The 20,751-nt window shown below is 75.7% G+C and carries 12 protein-coding genes; 5 read left to right on the top strand and 7 right to left on the bottom strand.

What is annotated here, in order from left to right:
* Positions 1–5: 5 nt before the first annotated feature.
* From ACFZCF_RS10790 to ACFZCF_RS10775, 4 genes are all read right to left on the bottom strand, one after another.
* On the bottom strand, positions 6–1,268 hold the full coding sequence (locus ACFZCF_RS10790; RefSeq protein ID WP_391286668.1) for a PrsW family glutamic-type intramembrane protease: 1,263 nt from the start codon (positions 1,266–1,268) through the stop codon (positions 6–8).
* Positions 1,269–1,476: 208 nt separating this feature from the next.
* Entirely contained in the window at positions 1,477–2,196 is a 720-nt protein-coding gene (trmB, locus tag ACFZCF_RS10785) for a tRNA (guanosine(46)-N7)-methyltransferase TrmB (RefSeq protein WP_391286064.1), read from the bottom strand.
* Between the two features lie 119 nt (positions 2,197–2,315).
* Positions 2,316–3,500 carry an L-2-hydroxyglutarate oxidase gene (lhgO, locus tag ACFZCF_RS10780; RefSeq protein WP_388441886.1) on the bottom strand — a complete coding sequence of 395 codons (1,185 nt, stop codon included), beginning with the start codon at positions 3,498–3,500 and terminating at the stop codon, positions 2,316–2,318.
* A 118-nt stretch (positions 3,501–3,618) separates the two neighbouring features.
* Positions 3,619–5,073, bottom strand: a complete 1,455-nt coding sequence (locus tag ACFZCF_RS10775; RefSeq protein WP_388441883.1) for an MFS transporter — start codon at positions 5,071–5,073, stop codon at positions 3,619–3,621.
* Positions 5,074–6,003: 930 nt separating this feature from the next.
* Here ACFZCF_RS10775 and ACFZCF_RS10770 point away from each other — a divergent pair.
* Positions 6,004–8,211 carry an asparagine synthase-related protein gene (locus tag ACFZCF_RS10770; RefSeq protein WP_391286061.1) on the top strand — a complete coding sequence of 736 codons (2,208 nt, stop codon included), beginning with the start codon at positions 6,004–6,006 and terminating at the stop codon, positions 8,209–8,211.
* Between the two features lie 68 nt (positions 8,212–8,279).
* Positions 8,280–11,723 carry a BTAD domain-containing putative transcriptional regulator gene (locus ACFZCF_RS10765; RefSeq protein ID WP_391286059.1) on the top strand — a complete coding sequence of 1,148 codons (3,444 nt, stop codon included), beginning with the start codon at positions 8,280–8,282 and terminating at the stop codon, positions 11,721–11,723.
* On the opposite strand, the gene ACFZCF_RS10760 is transcribed toward ACFZCF_RS10765, so the two are convergent.
* Complete coding sequence (locus ACFZCF_RS10760) at positions 11,710–13,758, bottom strand: sigma-70 family RNA polymerase sigma factor (protein ID WP_391286057.1); 2,049 nt, start codon at positions 13,756–13,758, stop codon at positions 11,710–11,712. The genes ACFZCF_RS10765 and ACFZCF_RS10760 overlap by 14 nt on opposite strands.
* A 191-nt stretch (positions 13,759–13,949) precedes the next feature.
* Positions 13,950–14,777 carry a TetR family transcriptional regulator gene (locus ACFZCF_RS10755; RefSeq protein ID WP_391286055.1) on the bottom strand — a complete coding sequence of 276 codons (828 nt, stop codon included), beginning with the start codon at positions 14,775–14,777 and terminating at the stop codon, positions 13,950–13,952.
* 342 nt (positions 14,778–15,119) lie between these two features.
* On the opposite strand from ACFZCF_RS10755, the gene ACFZCF_RS10750 reads away from it, so the two are divergent.
* Positions 15,120–16,523, top strand: a complete 1,404-nt coding sequence (locus tag ACFZCF_RS10750; protein WP_388441869.1) for an NAD(P)/FAD-dependent oxidoreductase — start codon at positions 15,120–15,122, stop codon at positions 16,521–16,523.
* A 106-nt stretch (positions 16,524–16,629) separates the two neighbouring features.
* Positions 16,630–18,297 (top strand): SpoIIE family protein phosphatase, encoded by a 1,668-nt coding sequence (locus ACFZCF_RS10745; RefSeq protein WP_391286053.1) that lies wholly within the window; start codon positions 16,630–16,632, stop codon positions 18,295–18,297.
* Between the two features lie 8 nt (positions 18,298–18,305).
* Here ACFZCF_RS10745 and ACFZCF_RS10740 read toward each other — a convergent pair whose 3' ends face one another.
* Entirely contained in the window at positions 18,306–19,577 is a 1,272-nt protein-coding gene (locus ACFZCF_RS10740; protein WP_388441863.1) for an MFS transporter, read from the bottom strand.
* 166 nt (positions 19,578–19,743) lie between these two features.
* Between ACFZCF_RS10740 and ACFZCF_RS10735 the strand changes: the two genes are divergently transcribed.
* Entirely contained in the window at positions 19,744–20,310 is a 567-nt protein-coding gene (locus ACFZCF_RS10735) for a MarR family winged helix-turn-helix transcriptional regulator (RefSeq protein ID WP_388441860.1), read from the top strand.
* The last annotated feature ends 441 nt before the right edge of the window (positions 20,311–20,751 follow it).

Genomic DNA, 20,751 nt, shown 5'->3' with positions numbered 1-20,751 from the left:
GCGCCCTAACCCTTGTAGGGGTTGTAGCCGCCGTAGTCGAGGTACTGCGGCGGCACCCACACCCGGCCGGTGGACCGTGCCGCGTACGAGAGCGCGGGCGAGGCCGTCGGCCGGCGCGCCCACAGGTGGTGCAGCAGCTCCTGCTCGCGGGCCGCGAAGTCCGGCACCGGGACCGTGCCGCGGCGGGCCCGCTCGCGGAGGAAGGCGAGCGTCGTGGCGAAGGCCTCGTACTCGCCGACCGCCCGCGCGCCCGCCTTGCCGTACGTACGGGACGCCACCGCGCGCGCGGTGCGGCGGGCCCGCATCGAGGAGAGCGCCAGCGGCTCCTCCGGGGAGAGCCAGCCGGCCGCCGCGTACGCCGGGAGCACCGCGGCTATCGTGCGCAGCTCCTTCTGCCGGCTCCACACGGCGAGCCACGTCAGCAGGCCGAAGGCCGGGACCATGAAGACGCCGTACACCGCGTAGAAGGCGAGCGGGCCGCCGAAGGTCGCCGAGCCGTTCCACAGCGCGTGGACGCCCATCGCGAGCAGCAGCCCGGAGAGCGGCAGCAGCACCTTCCGCGGTCGGCGCACCTTGCCGCGCGGGGCGAGCGCGGCCAGGCCGAAGCCTATGCCGGTGAGCACGGTGAAGAGCGGGTGCGCGAACGGCGACATCACGACCCGGACGAAGAAGGTGCCGGCGGTGACGGCCCCGATGCCGCCGTCGCCGAGGTCCTGGTCCTCGCCGAAGGCGGTGCCGAGGTAGAGGATGTTCTCGGTGAACGCGAAGCCGGTGGCGGTGAAACCGGCGATCACCACCCCGTCGACCAGGCTCCGGAAGTCCCGCCGCCGGAAGAGGAAGAGCAGCAGGAGCGCGGCGGCCTTCGCGGACTCCTCCACCACCGGGGCGATCACGGTGGCGCCCAGGTCGTCGGCCGAGCGGGGATCGGCGGTCGCCGTGGCGATCCAGCGGACGGCGAAGGTGTTGGCCAGGATCGCGACGAGGGCGGCGGCGAACGCGCCCCACGCGAACGCGAACAGCAGGTTCTTCCACGGCCCCGGCTCGACCCGGTCGAGCCAGCGGAACGCCGCCATGAGCAGCGGTACGGGAAACACCGCGAGCCCCAGGCCCACGAGGAAGCCCTCGGTGCCGGTCTGCTCGCGCACCAGCGCCAGGATCACCAGGGCGCAGAGCGCAAGCAGCGTGATCAGGGCGACGGCACGGACGATCCGGCTCCGCCAGAAGGCCCGCCGAGGCCGGTACCGCCACTGGCTCCGGTCGGCGGCCACGGCGAACGACGGCTCGTCGTCCTCGCGGACGGGGACGTGGCTCTCGACCGCGGGCGCCCCGGCCTGCGCCGGCAGGAAGCCGGCCGCCGGCGGCGAGGCCGGCTCGGGCGGGGGCGGGGACGGAGGCGTGGACGGCGGCAGGGGTGACGACACGACTCGACCCTAGCGACCGCCACCGACAGGAGCGACGGACTTCAGGGAGGGGGCCTTACTTCCGGCGGAACAGCAGGTCGTGCACGACGTGGCCCTTGTCCAGGCCCTGGCCCTCGAAGCGGGTCAGCGGACGGAAGTCGGGGCGGGGCGCGTAGCCGCCGTCGGCGGCGGTGTTCTCGAAGTCGGGGTGCGCGGAGAGCACCTCCAGCATCTGCTCCGCGTACGGCTCCCAGTCCGTCGCGCAGTGCAGGACGCCGCCGGGCTTCAGCCGGGTCGCGAGCAGCGTCAGGAACTCGGGCTGGATCAGCCGCCGCTTGTGGTGCCGCTTCTTCGGCCACGGGTCCGGGAAGTAGACGCGGCAGCCGTCGAGGGCGGCGGGGTCGAGCATCTCGCGCAGCAGGATGATCGCGTCGCCGTTGGCGACGCGGATGTTGGTGAGCCCGTTGCGGTCGGCGAGGCCCAGGAGGTTGCCCTGGCCGGGGGTGTGCACGTCGACGGCGAGGATCCCGGTGCCGGGGTCGGCGGCGGCCATCTGCGCGGTCGCCTCGCCCATCCCGAAGCCGATCTCCAGGACGACGGGCAGCCCGCCGAACATCGCGTGGAGGTCGAGCACCCGCTTGCCGTCGATGTCCAGGCCCCAGTCGGGCCACCGCTTCAGCATCGCCTCGGCCTGGCCGGCCGTGACACGGCTGCGGCGCGGCTGGAAGCTCCGGATCCGGCGCTCGAAGTGGGCGCCGGCGGGGTCAGGGCTGGGGCCCTCCCCGGGCGCGAACATACGACTGCCCCTGCGGGCGACGGACTCGCTCTGGTTCTCACGCTGCTCAGACACAATGCCGCCCATGGTACGACCGCGACCGTCGCGACCGTTTCGCCGTGGGACGGCGGGCGCCCGCGCTAGAGGAGGGGGAGGGTGCGGTGGGCTATTTCCCGGCCGATGGGGAGGGACGCCGTCGCCGCCGGCGAAGGCGCGTTGAGGACGTGCACCGTCCGGGGCCCCTGGCGGATGAGGAAGTCGTCCACCAGCGTCCCGTCCCGCAGCACCGCCTGCGCCCGCACCCCCGCCGCCGTGGGCCGCAGATCGGACTCGTCCACCCCCGGCAGCAGGCGCCGCACCGACTCGGTGAAGGCCCGCTTCGACAGGGAGCGGCGCAGTTCGCCCGCCCCGTACCGCCAGTGGCGGCGCGCGATGCTCCAGGAGCCGGGCCACGCGAGCGTGCCGCCGAGCTCGCCGGGCCGGACGACGCCCCAGTCGTACCCCTCGCGGGCGAGCGCCGGCACCGCGTTCGGCCCGACGTGGACGCTGCCGTCGATGCCCCGCGTGAGGTGCACCCCGAGGAAGGGGAAGGCCGGGTCGGGCACGGGATAGACGAGGCCCCGTACCAGCGAGGGGTCGGCCAGTTCGTAGTACTCGCCCCGGAAGGGGACGATCCGCATGCCCGGGTCGTCGCCGGCGAGCCGCGCGATCCGGTCGCAGTGCAGGCCCGCGCAGTTCACGAGCACCTTGCCGCGCAGGATCCGCTGGTCGGCGGTGCGCACGGCGACGCCCCACGCGCGCCGGTCGATGGCGGTGACCTCCGCGCCGTAGAGGATCTCCGCGCCGGAGGACTCGGCGAGCCGCCGCGCGACCGCCTTGTAGTCGACGATGCCGGTGGTGCCGACGTGGATCGCGGCGAGCCCCCGCACCCGGGGTTCGTACTCGGTGATCTGGGAGGGTCCGAGCTCGCGCACCGGGATGCCGTTCTCCCGGCCGCGCTGGACCAGCGCGTGCAGCCGGGGCAGCTCCTCGCGCTCGGTGGCGACGACGAGCTTGCCGGTCACCTGGTGCGGGATGTCCCATTCCGTGCAGAACTTGACCATCTCGGCCGCGCCCTCGACGGCGAACCGGGCCTTCAGGGACCCGGGCCGGTAGTAGAGGCCGCTGTGGATGACCCCGCTGTTGCGCCCGGTCTGGTGGCGGGCGGGGCCGTCCTCCTTCTCCAGGACGGCGACGCGGGTGCCGGGAGCGGCGCGCTGCAGCGCGTACGCCGTCGACAGACCGACGATCCCGCCGCCGATCACCAGCACGTCACAGTCAAACACCAGCGCCACCTCCCACCCCTGATAGTGCACTGGCCCACTGACAATCCCGCTAAACGCCCACGTCGTGGGATGCGCGTCACGCTTTCGCGCACGCCCCGGCGCATCCCGGCGCGCCCCGTCACGCCGGGGCGACCAGCAGCGGCCTGGCCCGTTCCCGGAGCTCCATGACCCTCGGCTCGTGCCCGTACGGCTCCAGGCGGTGCAGCAGGTCGCGTACGTACTCCGTGGTCCGCGCCGAGGAGATCCGGCCGGCGACCTCCACCGCGCGCGTGCCGGCCGCGCAGGCGGCGTCGAGGTTGCCGGACTCCAGCTCGGCGACGGCCGACACGACGAGCCGTAGCCCGTGCGAGCGGACGAACTCCTCCGTCGGCCGGGACAGCGCCTGCTCGGTGAACCGCCGCACCTCCCGCGGCATCCTGAGGTCCCGGTAGCACTCGGCGGCGTCGGCGCAGAACCGGTCGTACGAGTAGAAGCCCAGCCACGTCGGGTCGGCGTCGCCCTCCCGGGAGCGCTCCAGCCACCCCTCGGCCGACTTCAGGGCCGCCGCGGCCGCGGGCCCGTCGCCGGCCTTGGCGTGCGCGCGGGCCTCGACCAGGCGGAAGAAGGACATGGTGCGGGCGGTGGCCAGGCCCCGGTTCCGCTCCAGGGCGGCCTGCGCGAGGTCCACGCCGTCGTCGGCGAAGCCCCGGTAGGTGGCCTGGAGCGACATCGAGGCGAGGACGTATCCGCCGAGCGGCACGTCGGCGGCGGCCCGGGCGAGCCGCAGCGCCTGGATGTAGTACCGCTGCGCGGCCTCCTGCTGCCCGGTGTCGAAGGCCATCCACCCGGCCAGCCGGGTCAGCTCGGCGGTGGCGCCGAAGAGCGCCCTGCCGACCTCGTCCGAGTACGAGCCGAGCAGCAGCGGCGCCGCGTCCACCCTCAAGCACTCGGGCACCATCGAGGACCGCCAGTCCCCGCCGCCGTACTTGGAGTCCCACTTGCGCGCGTCCTCCGCCGCCTCGCGGAGCTTGGCGACGTCGCTGTGCCCCACGCGCACGTGCTCCCCGGAATCGGCGGGCCCCTGTCCGCTCCCGGCGCGGGACCCGTGCCGTCCCGCCTCCCGTTGCACCGACGGGTCGGCGGGGGTGATCAGCCACCGGGAGGCCGGGGTGGCGTAGGCGCTGACCGAGAACGAACCGGCCAGCGACTGCCAGATGCCGCCCCCGCCGGCCCGCCGGCCGGCCAGATCCAGCCGGTAGAGGTCGGTGGCGGCGCGGACCGCCTCCCCGACGTCCCGGGGGAAGGCGAGCCCCACCTCGGGGGCCGGATCGGCGTCGGCGAGCCCGATCTCGTGCAGCGGCACGGGCCGGCCCAGCTTCTGGCCGATCGCCGCGGCGATCAGGTGCGGCGCGGCGCCCTGCGGCACCATCCCCTTGGAGACCCAGCGGGCCACCGAGGTCTTGTCGTAGCGGAGGGTCAGTCCGCGCTGCGCACCGAGGTCGTTGACGCGCCGGGCGAGGCCGGCGTTGCTGATTCCCGCGAGGGCGAGAACGGCGCCGAGTTTCTCGTTCGGCCCGCGTTGCTCCCTGGACATGACGCCACCCCTCGACATCCAGACGGCCGCCGCGACGCCGGGCATAGGCAGGCGGCATTCGTAAACACAGCGTAGTTCGCCGCATCCCGACCGTTAAGGGGCAGAGTTCCGTATGGCGAGATTGTTGTGTGACCACCCGACCGGAGGCGCCCGGCCACCGGTCCGTGCTCCGTCCGTGGCGCCGTGCGCCCGGCCGTGCGCTCTCGCCGCCCCGGGGCGGTGCCGCTTCGATGAGTCCTGCGTGGGTCGGCCCGTCCGGCCGGGAGACGGAACGCCTGGTGTTCCGGTTCCCGCACCGGTGGGCCGGGGGACACCGCCGCCCCATTCCCCGCGGGCGGCGGACGGCGCCGGGGGGCGGGTCGCCTCCCGGGCAGCCGGGAGCCGACCCGCCGGCGAGGGCGCGGACGGGCGGGCGCCGACGAGTCCCGGACGCCGGCCACGTGATCCTTTCTGTGCCTGACGGCAGGTCAAACATCGTGCCGCAGGCGAGAACCGGCCGATTTCGCCGGGCGCGACTCCGGTGCGGGGGCGGCCGGGCGCCGCCGAGACGCTCGGACCGCCGCCGCTGATGCGCGAGGCCCGCCGCCGCTGATGCGCGAGGCCCGACACCGCCGATGTGCCGTGCCCGCCTCTGCTGACGCGCCGTGCCCACCTCCGTTGATGCGCGGGGCCCGCCTCCGCCGACGCGGCGAACCGTCCGGCGCCTCATGAGCTCCGGGCCTCCGCCGCCCGCTCCTCGCTCCTCCGCGCCGCGCGCTCCCCGCCGATCCGGCCCGCGGACCCCGCGCCCCGCGCCACCCCCCGTTCCCCCGGTGGTCAACTGGCGCATGCCAGGGGCGCATTCGGCTTTCGGGCGCGTGCGCCCGGACCCCGCCCCGTGCGCCGTTGTCATGGCAGCATGGCCCCACCGAAACGGACGTGGAGGCGCCGATGCGATGGCTGGTGGGCTGGAGCAGTGTCGCCGCGGGGTACGCCACGACCACGGGGGCGCGCGCCGGAGCGAGTGACGGCGCCCGCGGTGCGTACGGCGCGCCCGGCGCGTACGACTCCCACATCCCACCCCAGGCGCGCCCCTTCGCCGAAAGCGGCGGGCACGTCGGGGGGCGCACGGTGCAGCCGGTGGGCGCACAGCTCCTCTGGGGCGACCCCGACCCGCTGTGGGCCGTCGGCGACTGGCGGCCCGACGAGGTCCGGGTGGTCTCCCTCGACGACGGCACCCGGCTCGCCGTCCTCGGCTGCTGCGCCGCCGGCGACGACGAACTCCGCCGCGGCCTCGTCACCGCCCGCGGCGGCGCCCTGCGCCACCTGACGGCCTGGCCCGGCAGCTACACCGCGGTCGTCAAGGCCGGCCGCCGGATCACGGTCACCGGCGACCTCGCGGGCGCCCGGCCCGTCTTCCACACCCCTTGGGAGGGCGGCACCGCCTACGCCACCGCCGCCCTGCCGCTCGCCGACCTCGTGGAGGCCCAGCTCGACATCGGCCACCTCGCCGCGTTGCTCGCCTGCCCCGAGTCCCCGGAGGCACTGCGCGACTCGACCCCGTACGAGGGCGTCCGCCGCGTCCCGCCGGGCCACGCGCTGATCCTGCGCGAGGGCTCCCGCGAGATCGCCGGGTACGAGACGGTGGCCTCGCTCGCCGTCGCCGCCCCGCAGGCCGAGCCCCGGCAGGCCGTCGAGGCGGTCAGGGACGCGCTGGTGGAGTCCGTACGGGCCCGGCTCACGGCCCCCCGGCACGCCCCCGAGGCGCCCCTGCCGGATCCCGGACCCGTCCCCGGGATGGGGCCCGCGGACCGGCGGGCGGCCCGGGGCGCCGGCCCCGTGCCCGGCATCGGCGCGGACCTGTCCGGCGGCAGCGCCTCCGCCACCCTCGCCCTGCTCGCCGCCGGACTGCCGGGCGTGCCCGGCACCATCCTCGGGCACGGCGCCGACGCGGGCGAGCGGCTGCTCGCGGTCACCTTCACCGACCTGGCGGCCAAGCCGGGCCCGGGCAGGACGGCCGAACTGGAGCGGGCCCGCGAGCTGGCGGCCGACCCCCGGCTGCGGCACGTGGTCGTCACGGCGGGCGAGGAGGCCCTCCCGTACGCCGCCCTCGACGGGCCGCTCACCGACGAGCCCGGGCCCGCGCTCGTCACCGCCGAACGGCACCGCAGGCGGCTCGCCGGAGGCAGCGCCGACCACTTCACCGGGCTCGGCGCCCGGCAGGTCCTGGACGCCCACCCGGCCCGCCTCGCCGACCTCCTGATGGACCGCCGGCGCCGCTCCCTGGTGCGCCCGGTGACGGCCCTCGCCAAGGCGAGCGGCCCGTCCGCGGGCGCCTTCCTGGTGCCGGTCACCGTCTACCGCGCGGCCCGCAGGCTCGCCCGTACGCCCTACCGGGCCGGTCTGGAGACCGCCGCCCGGCACGTCCTCGACGCCAACCGCGACCCCGCCGACACCCACGGCCCGCTGGCCGCCTCGCTCTCCGCGCTCGCCTGGTCCCGGCCGGGCCCCGCGGCCCGCTGGCTGACGGGCGAGGCGCTCGCCGAGGTGTCCGCGCGCCTCAACCGGGCGGCCACCCTGCCGCCGGCCGTGCAGCGCCCGGGCGAGGCACGCGCGCGTGCCGCCCTCGCCCGGGCGGCCGCCGACCACCGGGTCCTGGAACAGGCCGCCGAGATCCGCGGGCAGCGGCTGCACGCGCCGTTCCTCGACAACCAGGTCGTCCGCGCCTGCCGCGGCCTCCCCGAGACGCTCCGAGTCCAGCCCGACGCGCGGGCCGGGATCCTGCGCACCGTCCTCGCCGACACCGGCATCCGCGACCTGCCGCCGGGCTGGGGCGCCCCCTACCCCGCCGTCCCCGCCGGCACCGCCCGCGCGGGCCTGCGCGCCGCCCTCCCGACCCTCCTCGCCCTCTTCGAGGCCCCCCTCCTCGCCGACGCGGGCCTCATCGAGGCCGGCACCGTCCGCGACGCCCTGCGGGCCGCCGCCGACGGCGCCCGCCTCCCCCTCGACGGCCTCGCCGACCTCGTCTCCACCGAACTCTGGCTCCGCCGCCTCCTCGCCCGTCGCGGCTCCTGCTGGACCGACACGGCCACGCCCCGCGCGCCCCGCGCGGTCCAGGGCCCCCTCGTCCCGGCCTCCCGGTCCCTCCCGGTCCGCTGATCCGCCCGGCGCCCCCGGGCACGGGAAACCCCGAGGCGTGCGCGGGGCGCTGCGGCCAGAATGGGCCGGTGCGGTATCTGCTCCTCGGCACCACCGAGGCCCTCGGCCCCGAAGGCGACCCCCTGCCCCTCGGCGGTGTCCGGCTGCGCGCGCTCCTCGCCGCGCTCGCGCTGCGCGCCGGGCGGGCGGTGCCGGTCGCGGAGCTCGTCGACGACGTGTACGGGGACGAGCCGCCGCGCGACGCGACCGCCGCGCTCCAGGCGCTCGTCGGCCGGCTGCGCCGGGTCCTCGGCCGGGAGGCCGTCGCGGCCACGCCCGGCCCCGGGTACCGGCTCGTCGCCGCGCCCGAGGACGTCGACCTGTACGTGTTCGAGCGCCGCGCCGCGGAGGCCGGCGCCCGGCTCGACGCCGGCGACCCCGAGACCGCCGCGGCGCTCCTCAGGGACGCCCTGGGGCTCTTCCGCGGGCCCGCCCTCGCCGACCTGCCGGGACCGGCGGGCGTCCGACCCGAGGCCCAGCGGCTCGCCGCCCTGCGCCGGCGCGTCGAGGCCGACCTGCGGCGCGGCGCCGTCGACGGACTCGTCCCGGAGCTGTCCGGCCTCACCGCCGCGCACCCGTACGACGAGGGCTTCCACGCCCAGCTCGTCCGCGCCCTGCGCGCCGAGGGCCGCCACGCGGACGCGCTCGCCGCGTACGAGACGGCCCGCCGCACCCTCGCGGACGCCCTCGGCACCGACCCGGGCCCCGAACTGACCGCCCTCCACCGCGAACTCCTCACCCCCGCCCCCCACCGGGCCCCCGCCGACGCCGGGGACGCCGACCGACGCCCGGCCCCGGGCCGGCTCCGGCAACCCCCGAAGCCCCCCGGCCCGGACCCGGACCTGGACCCGCACCGGGGCCCGCACCCGGACCCGCACCGGGGCCCGCACCCGGACCAGGGCCCGCACCCGCATCCGCACCCCGACCGCCACCCTCCCGCCGCGCTCCCCGACGCCCCCCTGCTCCCGGGCGGCGGGAACATCCGGCCGCGGCTCACGTCCTTCGTCGGGCGGGAGCCCGAGCTCGCGGCGCTCCGGGACGACCTCGCGCGGTTCCGGCTCGTCACGCTCATCGGGCCCGGCGGGTCGGGGAAGACACGGCTCGCCGAGGAGGTCGCCCGGCGGGCCGCCGGACCCGACGCGTGGATCGCGGAGCTCGCGCCGCTCGACGACCCGGGCGCGCTGCCCGGCGCCGTCCTCTCCGCGCTCCGCCTCCGCGAGATCAACCTGATCACCCGCGACGGCGCCGCGCTCCAGGACGACCCCACCGCCCACCTCGTCGAGCACCTCGCCCGCCGCCCCGGCCTTCTCCTCGTCCTCGACAACTGCGAGCACGTCATCGGCGCCGCCGCGACCCTCACCGAGACCCTTCTCGCGCACTGCCCGGAGCTGCGGATCCTCGCCACCAGCCGGGAGCCGCTCGGCGTGCCCGGCGAGACCGTCCGGCCGGTCGAACCGCTGCCGCCCGCCCCCGCGCACCGGCTCTTCGCCGAGCGGGCGCGGGCCGTGCGCCCCACCTTCGACCGGGACCACGCGCGCGAGCCGGGCGCCGCGGACGCCGTCGCGGAGATCTGCCGCCGCCTCGACGGCCTGCCCCTCGCCATCGAACTGGCCGCCGCCCGGCTCCGGCTGCTCACCCCCCGCCAGATCGCGGACCGGCTCGACGACCGCTTCCGCCTCCTCACTTCCGGCGCCCGCACCCTGCTGCCGCGCCAGCAGACCCTCCGCGCGGTCGTCGACTGGTCCTGGGACCTGCTGGACCCGGCCGAGCGCACCCTGCTCCGCCGGGTGTCCGTCTTCACCGGCGGCTGGGACCTCCAGGCGGCCGAGGCCGTCGACGGCCCGGCCCCCGGGGCCACGGCCCCCACCACCCTCGACACCCTCGGCGCGCTCGTCGACAAGTCCCTCGTCATCGCGGCCCCGAGCGACGACGGCGCCATGCGCTACCGCCTCCTGGAGACCATCCACGAGTACGCGGCCGAGCGGGCCGCCGAGACCCCGGAGCTGCTCGCCGCCGCCGAGGCCGCCCACACCGCGCACTTCACGGCGCTCGCGGAGGAGGCCGAGCCGAAGCTCCGCTCCGCTGAGCAGCTGCCCTGGATCGACCGGATCGAGCGGGAACTCGGCAACATCCGGGCCGCCCTGCACCGCACCCTCGTCGCGGCCCCCGACGAGGCCGCCGGGCTCCGGCTGGTCTTCGCCATGGGCTGGTTCTGGTGGCTGCGCAACTACCGCCCGGAGGGGCTGGCCTGGACCCGGCGGGCCCTCGCCCTGGGGGAGGACCCGGACGACCGGGCCGACCCCCGGCACTGGCCGCGCATGCACCTGCGGATGCTGTCGTTCTTCCTCGGCATGGAGGACGAGCACATGTACACCGGAGACCTCCGCGAGGACGCCGACAGGCGCGCGCTGGTCCGCCGCGTCCGGGACGCGTTCGGCCGGGACCCGGGCCCCGAGTCCGCCCGCTTCCCCGGTCTGCTCTGGCCGTTCACCGCCTACCTCACCGAGGAGCCGCTGACGGTCCGCGCCCTGCTCGACAGGGGTGTCGAGGTCTGCCGCCGGCACGGCGGGGACTGGGAGGTCGGGGTGAGCCTGATGTTCCGCACCCACATGATCGTGGACATGCCCGGCGGCATGAAGGGCGTCGACGAGGACCTCGCCGAACTCCGCGTCCTCAGCCGCCGCGTCGGCGACCGCTGGATGGGCGCCCAGGTCGCCTCCGCCGCCGCCGAGGCCAACATGATGCGGGGCCGCCGCGAGGAGGCCAGGGAGGCGTACGAGGAGGCCCTGGCGCTCGCCCGCGAGGTCGGCGCCCACGCCGAGGCCCCGTTCCTCGTCGCCCGGCTCGCAGAACTGGACTACCGCGACGGGGACTCGGCCGCCGCCGAGCGCGGCCTGGAGGAGGCCGCCCGGGAGTCCGAGCGGCTGCGCCTCCAGGACGTCCTCGCCTACGTGGACTTCATGCGCGCGGTCCTCGCCCTCGAACGGAACGACCCGGCACGCGCGCGTGCCGCCCTCGCCTCGGCCGGCGCCCAGGCCCGGGGCGGCACCCCGCCCCCGCACTTCACCATCGCCCTGGACGGCTTCGTCGCCCGCGTCGAGGCCCAGGAGGGCGCGGGCGCGGGGGCCGTCACGACCGCCGTCGAGGCCCTGCGCGCCGCCGTCACCGGCCACTGCGCGGACATCCTCGTGATCAACCTCGGCGAGGGGCTCGTCTACGCCCTGCACCGGGCGGGCGACGCGGACCGCTGCGCCCGCGTGGCAGCGGCTGTCGACACCTGGCGCCGGGACGTGCCCCGCTCGGTGCCCGAACGGCGCGAGGCCGAGACGATCGCCGCCGCCTGCCGGGCCGCGCTCGGCGAGGAAGGCCTCGCCGCCGCCCGCGCGGCCGGCGCGGGCCTCGGCCCGGAGGCCGTCGTGGCGCTGATGGAGCCGTACGCCGCCGGCGTCGGGGGCCGGGTCAGGAGCAGGTGATCCGGGACTCCGCCCAGTCGGCGACGGCGGCGCGTCCGAAGGGGGTGTGCTCCTCCACCACGAGCCGCAGCGTGGAGCGGCCGCTGAGGTCCACCTGGACCGGGAGCGCCGGGTCGCCCGGCCGGACGACGGGGGAGCGCCAGAGCCGCTGCCCGTCCCCGTAGACGGAGAAGCGGACGCCGCCGGGGCCGATCGGGGCGCTCAGGTCGTCGACGCCGACCATGGCGTCGTAGCGGGTGCACTGCCGGTTGAGGCGGATGAGCAGCGAGGACGGGGCGTGCACGCTGACGCCGTACGCGTAGTCGCTGTCGCCGATCGACATGCCGCGGCGGGCCCACATCCAGGTGCCGCCCTCCTGGACGACCTCGGGCTTGCTGCCGTCGCCGAAGGCCTCGTAGTCCAGCTCGTCGACCTGGTAGAAGGCGGCCGGGGGCGGCGGTGGAGGCGTCGTCGGCGGCGGGGTGGGGGTCGGCGTCGGCGTGGGGCTGGGCGGCGGGGGCGTCGGCGTCGGGGTCGGAGTCGGCTCGGTCCGCACCACCGGCTTCACGACCGGCTTCGGCTTCGGCTTCACGACGGGCTTCGGCGCCGGCGGGGGCGTCGTCACCACCGGCTTCGGCTTCGGCGCGGGCTTCACCACGGGCTCGGGCCGGGGCGCGGGCTTCGGCGGCGGCGGGGGCGCGGCGGGTGTCGTGGGGGCGGTGGTCGTCGGCACCGGCTTCGGCGCGGCGACGGGCTGCGGGTCTCCGGTCATCGCCCAGACGAGCCCGGCCGCGGCGGCGACGGCCGCGGCGGCGGCGATCCCGACCTTCGCGGGCGCGCCGAGCCCCTCGGCGGCGGCCCCGCCGGCGGCGCCGGACGTGGTCCCGCCGGTGGCGGCCGCCGCGGCGCCCGCGCCGGCCGCGCCCACCGCGCCGCCGGCGACGATGCCGGCGGCCTTGAGGGAGTACCCGGCGGCGAACCAGCCGATGACCGCGATCGGGAGGAGCGCCGGGATCCCGGCGTTGACGTGGGCGAGTTCGCCGGCGGCGACCCGGCACTTGGCGCACTCGTCGAGGTGCTTGCGCAGGCCGCGTTCGGCCCGCATCCGCAGTCCGCCGCGCGCGTAGGCGCCGAGCCGGTCGGCGTACCGGGCGCAGTCGCCGCCGGCGGTGAGCGCCTGGCTGACGTGCGCCTGGAGGTAGGCCTGCTTGAGGCCCTCGCGGGCGCGGCTGGCGAGGACGGCGGTGGCGTTGGCGGTGAGGCCGAAGAGGGGGGCGACCTCGCTGGGCGACTCCTCCTCGACGGTGGTGTGCCACAGGACGGCCTGCCAGCGCTCGGGCAGCGAGCGGAACGCCTGCATGGCCAGCGACTGTTCGGCCTCCTGCATGGCGCGGACCTCGGCGCCGAGGTCCATGCCCGCTCCGAAGGTCCCCGTCTGGTCGGAGACCTCGGAGGAGCGGGCGGCGTCGGCGGCGAAGACGGCGAAGTCCTCGACGAGGTGCTCGCGCCTCTGCGTCTTGGCCCAGGCGGCGCCGACCCGCCGGACGGTGGTCATCAGATAGGCCCGGACGGCCTGTTCGGGTCCCGCGCCGCCCCGGACGGCCTGGAGGGTGCGGGCGAAGACCTCGGCGGTGAGGTCGTCGGCGGTGTGCGCGTCCCGGCAGCAGGTCCTGGCGTAGCGGCGTACGGCCTCCGAGTGGCGGCGGAACAGCTCCTCGTAGGCGGAGTCGTCGCCGTCGCGCATGCGCCGGATCAGATCGGCGTCGGAGGGGGCGAGCTCGCGGGGCGGCGGCAGCACGCCCTCGTCACCGCCGTCGTCGTCCGCCGGGTCCGCGTCGAGCGGGCCGTCGGGCCCGGGGGCGGCGGGTGCCGTGCCCGGTGCGGCGGCGCCCGAGGAGGACGCCTCGCGCTGCTGCGGCACGCTCGGTTCGCCGGCGCCGTGCGGCGCTCCGGGGGAGCCGCCGGGGCCTCCCTGGCTCGGTACGTGCCCGGCGGGCGGCCCCGGAGTCTCCGTGGCGCCGCCGCTCAGCGGATCGTCCCGACCGTCACCGCTCATCGCGGAAGCCCCCGTACGCCTGCGCAGACCCGAACACCGGGAAAGAGTGCCACAGGACGCGGGCATGCCGAAGCGCCGTGTCGACTTACCACTCGTCCGGGGCGACTTCCCGCGTCACCGCGTGACCGCTGGCGCGTTCGTGTCATGCTCCGTCGTCCGCCCGGCCCGGAGGCCGGGCGGACGACCGGCCGCTACCGGGAGCGCAGGCCCTCCAGGAGGATGTCCAGGAGCCGGGCCGAGGCCGCCGCCTGCTGGGCCGCGTCCGGCAGCGCCGGGGCCGAGGTGGCGATGACCAGCAGGACGTCGGCCACGGTCACGTCGGTCCGCAGCTCGCCCGCCTCACGGGCCCGGTCGACCAGCCGGCCGACGACCTCCAGGAGCTCCGCCGCGCCGGCGTCGTCCCGCTCGCCCGCCGGGACCGCCCGGGGCGCCACCACGCGCGCGTCGGCCTGCTCGCCGAGCCCCCGCTGGTACGGCACCCGGGCCCCGCCGTCGGCGTCGTCCCCCGGCAGCACCGGCTCGTCCACGCCGACCCGCAGCACCTGCGGCGGCAGCAGCCGGCCGGCACCCGAGGCCACCGACGTCCGCAGGAAGCGGGAGAGCGCCGACCACGGCTCGTCCTCCTGCCCCAGGGCGGCCCGCGCCTGCTCGGTCAGCCGCGCGGTCTCCTCCTCCGCTATCCGCCGCACCAGCACGTCCTTGCTGGGGAAGCGCCGGTACACGGTGCCCACGCCCACGCGGGCCCGCCGCGCCACGTCCTCCATCGGCGCCCCGTAACCGAGCTCGCCGAACACCTCGCGCGCCGCGCGGAGCACGTGCTCCAGATTGCGCTGCGCGTCCACCCGCAGCGGCGCGGCACGGCCGCCCGCTCCCGGGCCGTTCACGACCGTGCCCGCGCCCGCGACGGTGCCGCCGATCAGCGCGCCACCGGCCGCCGGCGCGGAGGCCACGGCCCCCGCACCCCTGTCGTCGCGCTCCGCGCCGACGACGGACTGCCAACGAGAATCCTGAATCTGCATAAGCGTTCCCCCGCTCATGATGTCTCCCCCCGGAGACTCCCCGCCCTGATACGGGGCTCCCGGCCGATGTGCGCAAAGTGGTCCGCGCGCACGCCGACCCGACACCCCGACGAACTACGAACATAGTTGAGTCCGGGTCAATTCAGAAGGGGGAGCTCCGGATGGTGCGCCCCCCGATCGGAGCAAGGCGCCGGAGCCGCCGGTCTCACACCGCCTTCCTCACCACCCACGCCTGCGGTGACCTGCGCCGTTGCCCACGGACGCCCCGCGCGCGCCACCCCGCGCCTCCGTACCCCGCCGGTCACACAATTCGCCGGGCCTGTGGACAAACCCCGGCCGGCGATGCCTCATGGGACGGTGACCGAACCTGCGCGCATTCTCGTGGTCGGCGGTGGCTACGTCGGCATGTACACCGCGCTGCGCCTCCAGCGGCAGCTCAGGGCGGAGCTCGCCGGCGGCTCCGCCGAGATCGTGGTGGTCACCCCCGACCCGTACATGACGTATCAGCCGTTCCTCCCCGAGGCGGCCGCCGGCTCCCTCTCGCCGCGCCACGTCGTCGTCCCCCTCCGCCGCGTCCTGGACCGCTGCCGCCTCCTCATCGGCGAGGTCGAGTCCATCGACCACGCCAAGCGCACCGCGATCCTCACCACCCTCGCCACCGACGAGGAGGGCGGCGGCCCGGTCGCGCTCACCTACGACGAACTGGTCCTCGCCCCCGGCTCGGTCTCCCGCACCCTCCCGGTCCCCGGCCTCGCCGAGCACGGCATCGGCTTCAAGACCGTCGAGGAGGCCATCGGCCTGCGCAACCACGTCCTGGAGCAGCTCGACATCGCCTCCTCCACCCGCGACCCGGCCCTCCGCGACGCCGCCCTCACCTTCGTCTTCGTCGGCGGCGGCTACGCGGGCGTGGAGGCCCTCGCCGAGCTGGAGGACATGGCCCGGTACGCCACCCGCTACCACCACAACATCAAGCCCGAGGACCTGAGATGGGTCCTCGTCGAGGCCGCCGGCCGGATCCTCCCCGAGGTCGGCGACGAGATGGGCGGCTACGCGATCCGCGAGCTCCGCGGCCGGAACGTCGACGTCCGGCTGAACACCCGCCTCGACGGCTGCGAGGACCGCGTAGCCGTCCTCAGCGACGGCACCCGCCTGCCCACCCGCACCGTCGTCTGGACCGCCGGCGTCAAACCCGCCCCCGTCCTCGCCGCCACCGACCTGCCCCTCGACGAACGCGGCCGGATCCGGTGCACCGCCCACCTCACCGTCGCGGACACCCCCCACGCCTGGGCGGCCGGGGACGCCGCCGCCGTCCCCGACCTCACCGCGAAGGACCCCGGCACCCCCTGCGCGCCCAACGCCCAGCACGCCGTCCGCCAGGCCAAGGTCCTCGCGGAGAACCTCGCCGCCTCGCTCCGCGGCCGGCCGCTCAAGGAGTACGCGCACGCGTACGCGGGCTCCGTCGCCTCCCTCGGCCTCCACAAGGGCGTCGCCCACGTGTACGGCCGCAAGCTCAAGGGGTACCCGGCCTGGCTCATGCACCGCGCCTACCACCTCAGCCGGATGCCCACCGCGAACCGCAAGGCCCGCGTCCTCGCCGAATGGACCCTCTCCGGCCTCTTCAAACGCGAGATCGTCTCCCTCGGCTCCCTCGAACACCCCCGGGCCGAATTCGAACTCGCGGCCGCACCACCCCCGCCCCCGCCCACGGGTCCCGGCTCCGCCGGGAACGACGAGGCGTCCTCCTGACATCACTGTCAGTGCACTCGTCCACACTGGACGTGTGACCATAGGTGGGCTCACACCTGCACAGCGTGACTCCGCACGGCACCGACACCACGAGGCATACAGATCCGTGAACTTCACCCGTTGGAGCGCCCGGCTCCCCGGCACGCAGCGCCGCGCGGCCCGGGGGACCGAAGGCTCCGTGCCCGCAGCCCGCGGTGAGCACGGTCCCCGGTCGGAGCACCCCGCCGAGGGCACCCCCGCCGACGCGGAGGCCCCCCTGGACACCGACGCCACCGAGGTCCCCGCCCTGGAGGACTTCTCCGTACGGGACCTCCTCGGCCGCCTCCCCGGCCTCGTCGCCCTGGTGTACGGCCCGGAGCACCGCATCGCGTACGTCAACGAGGCGTACGCCTCCGCCTTCGGCCCCCGCACCCCGGGCGCCACCGTCGCCGCCACCTGCCCCGAGGCCGAGGAGCTCGGCCTGCTGCCCCTCCTCGACCAGGTCCTGCGCAGCGGCAAGCCCCGCACCGTGAAGTCCCGCCGCACCGCCGACGGCGGCTCGTACACCGTCACCTGCCTGCCCGTCGACGGCCCGCACCCCGGCCGCGCCGGAGTCCTCGTCCACGCCGCCGACGTCACCGACCACGCCGAGGCCGCCGAGCGCCTCCGCGCCAGCGAGCGCCGCCACCGCGAGACCGCCGTCACCCTCCAGCGCTCCCTCCTCCCGCAGGAGCTGGAGCAGCCCGACGACCTGCGGATCGCCGCCACCTACCAGCCCGGCGTCGCCGACGCCGCCGTCGGCGGCGACTGGTACGACGTCATCACCCTCGGCGCCGGCCGCACCGCCCTCGTGATCGGCGACGTCATGGGCCGCGGCGTCCGCGCCGCCGCCGTCATGGGCCAGCTCCGCACCGCCGTCCGCGCCTACGCCCGCCTGGACCTCCCCCCGCACGAGGTCCTCCAGCTCCTCGACGGCCTCGCCGCCGAGATCGACGCCAGCCAGATCGCCACCTGCGTCTACGCCGTCCACGACCCCAACGAGGGCAAGCTCGTCTACGCCTCCGCCGGCCACCTCCCGATCCTCGTCCGCGACGAGGACGGCACCGTCCGCAAGGCCGGCGACCCCACCGGACCCCCGCTCGGCACCGGCGGCTGGCTGCACGCCTCCGGCTCCATCGCGCTGCCGCCCGGCTCCACCGCCGTCCTCTACACCGACGGCCTGGTCGAGCGCCGCCGCGAGGACATCGACGAGGGCGTCGACGCCCTGGCCCGCGCGCTCGCCGGCGCCGCGGGCACCCCCCAGGTGATCTGCGGCCGACTCCTCCGCGCCCTCGGCGTCACCGCCGAACACGACGACGACGTCGCCGTCCTCGTCGTCCAGCACCCCGCCCGCGAAGGCGCCGACGCCGAGCTCTTCCACAACGCCGCCCTGGAACTCCTCGGCGGCGTCGAGGCCGCCCCGCGCGCGCGTGCCTTCGCCTCCGGCGTCCTCTCCTCCTGGCGCTTCCCCGCCGAACTCCGCGACCTCGGCGTCCTCGCCACCAGCGAGCTCGTCGGCAACAGCCTCCAGCACGGCACCCCGCCGATGCGCCTGCGGCTGCGCCGCACCGACCGCCGACTGATCATCGAGGTCACCGACGGCGACGACCACCTCCCGCGCCGCCGCAGGGCGGAAACGGAGGACGAGGCGGGTCGCGGGATCTCCATCATCGCGACGATCGCCTCGTCCTGGGGGAGCCGCCGCACTCCGGGCGGCGGCAAAGCGGTGTGGTGCGAATTCGCCCTCCGCGACTGATACAGGCCCTAGGCAGCCGCGGCGGTCTCCCGCTCGGGCTCGTGCCGGACCACCACCCGGGAGGGCTTCACGGCCGACGAAGGCTGGTTCTGCGCCGGCGTGAGCTGCCTGCCGAGCCGCACCGCGAGCACCGTGACGAGCAGCGAGAACAGCACGAAGGTCACGATGTACGGGCCGTGCAGCGACGCACCCATGGGACCGCCCACCGCCGGGCCGACCGCCAGCGCCAGCTGCTTCACGAGGGCGAAGGCCGAGTTGTACGAGCCCACCATCGACTCCGGCGCCAGATCGGCGACCAGCGGCGCCACGGTCGGCGACAGCATCGCCTCGCCCAGGCCGAACAGCGCGTACGTCGACACGAACGCCGCCGTCGCCATCGCCTGGCTGCCGTGCCCGAGACCCGCGTATCCGGCGATGAGCCACGCCACCGCCCAGATCAGCCCCACGGCCGCGATCACCCGGCTGCGCCTGCGGCGCTCCACGAACCTCAGCACCAGGAACTGCGCCAGGACGATCACCGCCGTGTTGGCGGCGAGCGCGAGGCCGAGCGCCGACGGCGCGATGCCCGCGGCCTCGGTGCCGTACGCGGCCAGACCCGACTCGAACTGTCCGTAGCAGGCGAAGAAGAGGACGAAGCCGAGCACGCACAGCTGGACCATCGCCTTGTGGCCGAGCAGCGCCCGGACCCCGCCGCCCTTGCCGCCCTCCGCGGGCCGCCCGCCCTGGAACGCCGGCGAACCGGCCATCCGCACGGTCCCGACGACCCCGGCGAGGACCAGGAACATCACGGCCTCGATCGAGAACAGCAGCAGGAAGCTGTCGGGCCGGCTCACGTCGACGAGCTGGCCGCCGATCAGACCACCGACACCCAGACCGAGGTTCTGCAGGAAGAACTGGAGTGCGAAGGCACGCGTCCGCCCCGCGGGCTCGGAGCACCACACGATCATCGTGGCCAGCGCCGGCTGCAGCACCGCCGTCCCCGCGCCGAGCAGCGCGGCGGCGCCCACCGCCGCCGGAACGCTCGACGCGAGCCCCATCCCGACGGCGCCGACCGCCGCCAGAACGGAGGCCACGAGCAGCACGGGCACGGGCCCGCGCCGGTCGATCGCCCGCCCACTGAACGGCAGCACCACCAGTGCGGCCATGGCGAAGACGGCCAGCACCACACCCGCCGTCGTCGCGCCCAGATCCCGCACCTGCGCCACGTACACATAGAGGTACGGCACGGTGAAGCCGAGTCCGAACGCGCTCAGCGCGCTGCCTGCCTGAATCCGGCGCATCGCCGCGCCCCTCGCCTTGGTCACACTCACCCACTTCGGTCGCGGGTCCGGCCTGGGTTCACCCCTGTACGCCTGAACCCTGAAGACTTAAACTCTAAAGTTCGATCCTTAACAGTACACATGGAAGGACTTCAACGCCAACGAGGAGCGTGGGATACTCGCCCCCATGTCCGACACCACGGAGCGGTCCGCCTCGCAAGAGCCGCAGGAGCCGACGCTCGACGAGCAGATCGCCGCCTATCAGCGCGAGTACCGCGACCTGGACCCCCAGGTGGAGAAGGTGGTCTCCGCGCTCGGCCGGCTGAACCGCCGGATGAACGTGGCGTACGGCCGCCAGCTCGCCGACCTCGGTATCAGCAACGCCGAGTGGGAGGTCCTCAAGACCCTCGTCCTCTCCGGCGCCCCCTATCGGCTGGGCCCGGGCGAGCTCGCCAAGCGCCTCGGCCTCACCCCGGCCGCCATGACCCACCGCATCGACCGCATGGCGGGCGAGGGCCTGGTCACCCGCGACCGCGACGAGAACAACCGCGTCCGCGTGATCGTGGAACTGACGGACGAGGGTCGTACGAAGTGGCTGGAGGCGATGCGCATGGCCACGGACTTCGAGGAGAAGCTGCTCCAGGACCTCGAACCCGAGGAGCGAGGCGTCCTCGGCGACGCCCTCATCCGCCTCCTGCGCAGGGTCGAACTGACCCAGCCCGACGCCGGCGGCAGGCTGTCCGACCTGGACTGACGGCGTCTCGGACGACGTTCCCCGACGGCATCGGAGGGGGGTTGACACCCCCCCGGGAGACGCGTAATGTTCTCCGAGTTGTCACGGAGCCGGAACGGTTCTGCGACACCATCCCGCCGCGACAGCGGCACCTCAACCCCGCACGATCTCCCTCACGGGATGAATTTCGGCGTGCCGAAATTCAATTCGAACGGCTCGATTATGAGTCGGCCGGAGGAAGCGCTAAGGTTTGAGACGTCGGAACGGCCCAACAGCCGGGAAGACAACCCCCTCTGACTGGGAATCAGACGCCGAAAGGATCTGATAGAGTCGGAAACGCCGGAAGGGCCCGGAGCGAAAGCGAAAGGGACCGGAAAGCACCGAGGAAATCGGATCGGAAAGATCTGATAGAGTCGGAAACGAAGGAAGCGCCCGGAGGGCCTGGAGACAGGAACGAAGGAA

It is taken from the genome of Streptomyces sp. NPDC007945 (assembly GCF_042958885.1).
GTDB lineage: Bacteria > Actinomycetota > Actinomycetes > Streptomycetales > Streptomycetaceae > Streptomyces.
Note: the sequence above shows the minus strand (reverse complement) of the source record. Positions and strands in the feature narration are given on the sequence as shown.